Annotated in this window: 7 protein-coding genes; 5 read left to right on the forward strand and 2 right to left on the reverse strand. The window is 28.7% G+C overall.

The annotated features are described in order from the left end of the window. Position 1: 1 nt before the first annotated feature. A complete protein-coding gene (locus BET03_RS04805; RefSeq protein WP_120167851.1) occupies positions 2 to 418 on the forward strand; it encodes a secondary thiamine-phosphate synthase enzyme YjbQ in 417 nt (138 codons plus the stop codon). Positions 419 to 491: 73 nt separating this feature from the next. Continuing rightward, entirely contained in the window at positions 492 to 1,667 is a 1,176-nt protein-coding gene (locus BET03_RS04810; RefSeq protein ID WP_120167853.1) for a class I SAM-dependent methyltransferase, read from the forward strand. 39 nt (positions 1,668 to 1,706) lie between these two features. Here the strand turns inward: BET03_RS04810 and BET03_RS04815 are convergent, their stop codons facing one another. Then, positions 1,707 to 2,816, reverse strand: a complete 1,110-nt coding sequence (locus tag BET03_RS04815; protein WP_120167855.1) for a DUF362 domain-containing protein — start codon at positions 2,814 to 2,816, stop codon at positions 1,707 to 1,709. Between the two features lie 147 nt (positions 2,817 to 2,963). Here BET03_RS04815 and BET03_RS04820 point away from each other — a divergent pair, with 147 nt between their 5' ends. Together BET03_RS04820 and BET03_RS04825 are read left to right on the forward strand one after the other, a co-directional pair. Continuing rightward, a complete protein-coding gene (locus BET03_RS04820) occupies positions 2,964 to 3,386 on the forward strand; it encodes a universal stress protein (RefSeq protein WP_120167857.1) in 423 nt (140 codons plus the stop codon). 55 nt (positions 3,387 to 3,441) lie between these two features. Then, positions 3,442 to 4,119, forward strand: coding sequence for a metal-dependent hydrolase (locus BET03_RS04825; protein WP_120167859.1), 678 nt, complete (start codon positions 3,442 to 3,444; stop codon positions 4,117 to 4,119). Between the two features lie 32 nt (positions 4,120 to 4,151). Here the strand turns inward: BET03_RS04825 and BET03_RS04830 are convergent, their stop codons facing one another. Further along, a complete protein-coding gene (locus tag BET03_RS04830) occupies positions 4,152 to 5,111 on the reverse strand; it encodes an L-lactate dehydrogenase (RefSeq protein WP_183108729.1) in 960 nt (319 codons plus the stop codon). 166 nt (positions 5,112 to 5,277) lie between these two features. Between BET03_RS04830 and BET03_RS04835 the strand changes: the two genes are divergently transcribed. After that, positions 5,278 to 6,045, forward strand: coding sequence for a type 1 glutamine amidotransferase (locus BET03_RS04835; RefSeq protein WP_120167861.1), 768 nt, complete (start codon positions 5,278 to 5,280; stop codon positions 6,043 to 6,045). Positions 6,046 to 6,099: the final 54 nt, after the last annotated feature.

Genomic DNA, 6,099 nt, shown 5'->3' on the forward strand with positions numbered 1-6,099 from the left:
TTTGAAAAGCTATAGAAAAGAACTATGGTTTAATACAAAGACTAGAAGAGCTTTTATAAATATTACTCCACAAATAGAGGAATGTGTAAAAGAAAGCGGAATAAAGGAAGGTATACTTTTATGTAATGCTATGCATATAACATCAAGTGTGTTTATAAATGATGATGAACCAGGACTACATAATGATTTTGAACGTTTCTTAGAAAAGCTAGCACCAGAAAAGCCATATGACCAGTATGACCATAATGGTTTTGAGGATAATGCTGATGCCCATTTAAAAAGAACAATAATGGGAAGGGAAGTAGTTGTAGCTATAACAGATGGGAAACTAGATTTTGGTCCTTGGGAACAAATATTTTACGGAGAATTTGATGGAAAGAGAAGAAAAAGGGTTTTAGTAAAGATAATTGGTGAGTAGAGGTTACTTATTATTAATATTGTTATGATTAGAAACTAGATAAAGTTTATAAAAACATAGGGAGAGATTTAATATGGAAGATATTAACAAACTATTAAATGAGGTTATTAATGAAGAAAAATTAATTTATGGCGTTATGAGTAAATTAAAGTCAAAAAAAGATAGTACATATAAAAAGGTTACAATTAAACCTGTATTAATAAAAGATGAGGTAAAAATACAATTTACTTATCATTATGAAAAAAAAGTTATCCATGAAAACTTATCTTTTGAAGATACAATAGATAAAACTAATAGTCTTTTAGGAGATTATTTTAGACAAGGGGTATTATTTACAAAGGATGCAGACTATCAGATTTTAATAAGTAAAAAGGGAAAGGTTAAGATCCTTAAAAAGAAACCTACAAGGAAAAAGGTTAATTTAGAGCATAATAGAAAGAAAAACTATATTATTCCTGAAAATGAGCCATGTCCTTTTCTTATTAGATTAGGAGTAATGAATGAAAAGGGAAGGGTATATTCTAAAAAATATAAGAAATTTAGGCAGATAAATAGGTTTTTAGAGATAGTATCTGATACTATTTCTAGTCTAGATAAAAGGAATAAATTAAATATTATTGATTTTGGATGTGGTAAATCATATCTTACATTTGCACTCTATTATTATTTAGTAGATATTTTAGGTTTTGAAGTAAATATTGTTGGTCTTGATTTAAAAAAGGATGTAATTGATTTTTGTAACAATGTTGCAAGTGACTTAAATTATAATAATTTAAAATTTATTCATGGAAATATAAAGGACTTTAATGACTTTGATAAGGTTGATATGGTTGTATCTTTACATGCATGTGATACAGCCACAGATGATGCACTTAAAAAAGCTGTAAACTGGAATGCAAAAGTAATTTTAGCTGTTCCATGTTGCCAGCATGAGTTATTTAATAAAATTCATAATCCTACTATGAATCCTATGGAAAAACATGGCATAATAAAAGAAAGACTGTCTACACTAATAACAGATAGCTTACGGGCTAACATTTTAGAAATCCTTGGATATTCGGTACAAATGCTAGAGTTTATAGATATGGAACATACACCTAAAAATATTTTAATTCGTGCTATTAAAACAGGTAATGAAGATAGTAAAGTAATTGATGAATATTTAAAGTTTAAGAAATTCTGGAACCTGAAAGAACCCTATATTGAAAAAGTTATGGGTAAAAAGTTAAAAGAAAAGTTAGAAAGGTAAGTTAAAAAATTTAAGATAAAAAATAAAGTGCGAGGATAATTACTTATCATTCCTCGCACTTTCTATTTTATTAATTATGTAGTCTACTATATCTTTAGCTTTAGGTGGACAACCCTTAATAGTATTTTTAAAATCCTTAGTACATATCCCAATACCTATACCCCTATTTTGCTTATTTTTAAATCCTTGACCTATATAAATTTTATCTTCTAAATAAGGGAGTAAACCCTTTTCGTCTAATCTATCTAAAGCATGTATTAAAGTTCCATAACAAGCAGAACATGCTTTGTTTTCCATTATATATTTAGAAAGCTCTTCTACTCGCCTTGAAGGAGTTAAACTTATTACTGTATTATCTTTATTAAGTTCAATAATATTTGCTTTATTTATATTAGCACTACCTACTCCAATATCATCTGCAATTTTAATATATGGTACTTCTTCAACATCATATCCCATAAGCTCAGCTATATACGCATCCAATAAAACCGGGTCCTTTCCTACAATTAAGCGATTCATTCTAACAGGATTTCCACCTTCTTCAAAGGATAAATCACCCATTAAACCATCTACAATAATAAAGTCGCTTTTAATTATAGAATTTAAATAGGCAATTGGTTTATGCAAACCTATTGTGTGAAACCTTCTTTTTTCACTGTCTGGGATGCATCCCTTCATATTTTTTAGAGAACATGTCATTTTTGTCTGACAATGACCCTTTAGAACTGGAATATTAATCATATAGTCTACTTCTAGGGCCTTTTTACACACTTTAATCTGTAAATCCTTTACTTTAATACTTTTAAAATCATCTTTTTGAAGATCAATTAAAGGGACTTTGTATTTTGTAGAAATTTCTTCATATCCACATACTTTAAAGGCTTTTTTTGTACTATCACCTACCCAGGAACCTTCTACTATAATTAAGTTTTTATATCCTAATGATTGAAGATACTCTATCAGTCCTTCAACAATTTCAGGGGATGTAGTTGCTCCAGAGGTAGAGGGCTTAGATACAACAAGATTTGGTTTGATTCCTATTAGTGCATTTTTATCTATATTTGGGTTAAAGTTTGTTTTTGAAAGGATTTTTTTAACCATTAAATTAGGGTTATTTCCATAAATTATGTATATATCATTTTTATCCATTATTTCACCTCCACATATAATAATTATCTTAATATTAATTATAATACAAATAGCATCTATTAAATACATATAGGTAAGTTTCGATTCTATTAGAATGGGTATATATTCAACAAAACAAACATTATTTCTATTTAAGGGGGAGTTCATATGAAAAAAATATTATTACCTGTTGATGGTTCAGAAGCATGTTTAAAATCTTATGCAATAGCAAGAGATTTTGCCCAAAAATTTGAAGCTGAAATTACAGTTGTAAATATTCAGCAAAGAGATTTATATTTTTCTCCATATGATGGTACAAATCTTCAGGCTAGAAGTGAAGATTTTATGGCAGTAGGTAATCAAATTGTAGAAAAAGCAAAGGAATTTTTTAGAGACTCTGGGGTTAAAATATTGTGTAGAGTTGAGTTTGGTAATCCTGCTAAAAAAATAATTGAAATTGCAGAATCAGAAGATTTTGATATGATAATAATGTGTACACATGGTATGTCTGCAGTCAAAAGATTTACTTTAGGTAGTGTAACAAACAAAGTAGTACATCATGCTAAAAAACCTGTTTTAGTTGTTAGATAAATAAAATTAATTATAATATAAATGTAGAAACAAATAAAGAACAGGGGGATAGATAATGAAAATAACTTATCTTGGACATTCTGTGTTCATAATTGAAGAAAAAGATTTCAAAGGAATTATTGACCCATTTATAACAGGAAATCCAAACTGTCCAGTAACTAGTGATGAAGTTAATGGAATAACCCATGTATTTGTAACCCATGGACATGGAGATCATATAGGGGATACTGTAAATATTGCAAAAAATAATAATGCTAAAGTAATATGCAACTTTGAAATCAGTCAATATCTAGCACCCAAGGGACTAGATATCCATCCAATGCATATTGGTGGTAGAACTAAAATGGATTTTGGAAAGGTTAAAATGACTCCAGCTCTACATGGTTCAGGGATTATAGAAGGAGATAAAATTATTTGTGGAGGAAATCCATGTGGCTTTGTAATCGAAGTAGGTAATAAAAAGATTTATCATGCAGGAGATACAGGCTTAACAATGGATATGAAGTTATTAGAAGATGAAAATATTGATATTGCAATATTACCAATTGGTGGTAATTTTACAATGGATATTGACGATGCTGTTAAAGCTGTAGATTTTATTAAGCCTAAACTAGTAATACCTATGCATTACGAAACATTTGATGTTATTGATGTAGATCCTAAAGAATTTAAAAATAAGATATCAAATACAGAGGTTAAGATTCTTAACTTTGGAGAAACTGTAGACTTATAAATCTAAAGCGGCTTAAATGCCGCTTTAGACTGTTACACTGTTACATAATTTATTTTTCTTATTATATCCTGTAATTTTTTAGCAGATTTTTTTAGTAACTCAGATTCACGTTTACTTAAAGGTATTTCTAATATTTTATCTATTCCATTGCTATTTACTATAGATGGTACACTAAGTGAAACATCGTATAAATTATATTCACCAGTTAAAAGACTTGAAACTGTTAATATGGAGTTTTCATTTCTAAGTATTGCTTCTGTAATTCTTCTTATAGCAAGGGATACTCCATAATAGGTTGCATCTTTTCTCTTTAATATTTCATATCCTGCATCCCTTACTTCTTCAAATATTCTATTTTTATCTTTTAAACCACATGTGTCATTACATCTTTCACAGTATTTATCTATATTCATTCCTGCAATATTTGTTCGACTCCATACAGCAACTTCACTGTCACCATGTTCACCTATTATATATCCGTGAACATTTCTTGTATCTATATTACAATGCTTACTAATTAAATATCTAAATCTTGAGCTATCTAATACAGTTCCAGAGCCAATAACTTTATTTTTATTATAATTTACACTTTTTGCTGCTACATAAGTTAGTATGTCTACAGGATTTGTAGCAATTATTATTATAGGCTCATAAGTATATGCTGTTATTTTTTTCATTATTGATTCAATTAGTTTACTATTTCTATCTGCTAAGTCTAATCTAGTTTCACCGGGTTTTATACTAGGACCAGCAGCAATTATTATTATATCTGCGTCTATACAATCAGAATAATTTCCAACCCTAATCGACATTGGCTTTACAAATGAAAGACAATGATTTAAATCCATAACTTCTCCTTCAGCTTTATCCTTGTTTTTATCAATGAGGATCATTTCAGAAACTAAACCAGAATGCATTAAAGTAAAAGCAGTAGTAGAACCTACATAACCTGTACCAATAATAACCACTTTATTTTTAGGTTCTCTTATCATTTATATCTCCTTTCTTTATATAAAGTTTTATCTATATTATTTTTACCAAAAGAGTATTTAATAATTATTTTAATAAACTTTAGTTTTAAGATAAAAAATCCTTGACTTATTATTTCTAAATAGAGTAAACTGTTTATGCTTAAATTTTTTAAGGAGGTGGAGTAAGATGGGTATATTAAGTAGTGTAGAAATAGCAGATGTAATAGTTTTAGAAGCAGACGGAAAGATTGATGATAAAAATGGGTATGGTTATCCTATAGCCAAGAGATTAGAAGAGTTTGGTTTCAGACCAGTTATTGTATCACTAGAAAAGGATACACATCTTTTAGAAAAGCTTCCACCTAAACCGATGATAATATCTGGAGGTATGACAGCAGTAACTTCAGATGTTCAATGGGTAGTTAAGGCAAAGGAATTTGTAAAAAAAATAATTACTTATAATCAAAGTGTAGGAGAAGATAAAAGAATTCCACTTATGGGGATTTGTTTCGGGTCCCAATTAATAGCTGAAAGTTTTGAAGAAGGTAGTGTTAAATATCTTGAAGATCCTGATATGGGGATTACAAAGGTTAAGCTAAATAGAGAACATAAACTATTTAACGGATTTAATAATCCTTTCTTTGCATATACATTCCATTATAATCAAATTCAAAATAATAACCTAAATATAATATCTTTAAACAATAGTAAAAGTAGTATATTTGTAGAGGCATTTGAGGTTCCTAATGCTTCATGTTATGGAGTACAGTTTCATCCAGAATTTACCCATGATGAGTTTGTAAGTGTCTTAATAACTTATAAAAATCTTATAAATGACTTAGGATTAGATGCTGATGATATAATTAACAATTTAAAGAGATTACCAAGTAATGCTGGTATATTAAAGAGTTTTGTATTAATGACAAAGAAAAAACAACATTCAGATATAGGCTAGTTTTTAAGCTGGTGGGTTAAAATCCATCAGTTTTTTATGTTCGTTGGGTGGAAC

The organism is Thermohalobacter berrensis (assembly GCF_003609645.1).
GTDB classification, from domain to species: Bacteria; Bacillota; Clostridia; order Tissierellales; family Thermohalobacteraceae; genus Thermohalobacter; species Thermohalobacter berrensis.

Excerpts from the sequence above, each read along its gene's own strand:
- BET03_RS04820 (WP_120167857.1), top strand. The coding sequence starts at position 2,964 with ATGAAAAAAATATTATTACCTGTTGATGGTTCAGAAGCATGTTTAAAA.
- BET03_RS04835 (WP_120167861.1), top strand. The coding sequence starts at position 5,278 with ATGGGTATATTAAGTAGTGTAGAAATAGCAGATGTAATAGTTTTAGAA.
- BET03_RS04810 (WP_120167853.1), top strand. The coding sequence starts at position 492 with ATGGAAGATATTAACAAACTATTAAATGAGGTTATTAATGAAGAAAAA.
- BET03_RS04830 (WP_183108729.1), bottom strand. The coding sequence starts at position 5,111 with ATGATAAGAGAACCTAAAAATAAAGTGGTTATTATTGGTACAGGTTAT.
- BET03_RS04815 (WP_120167855.1), bottom strand. The coding sequence starts at position 2,816 with ATGGATAAAAATGATATATACATAATTTATGGAAATAACCCTAATTTA.
- BET03_RS04825 (WP_120167859.1), top strand. The coding sequence starts at position 3,442 with ATGAAAATAACTTATCTTGGACATTCTGTGTTCATAATTGAAGAAAAA.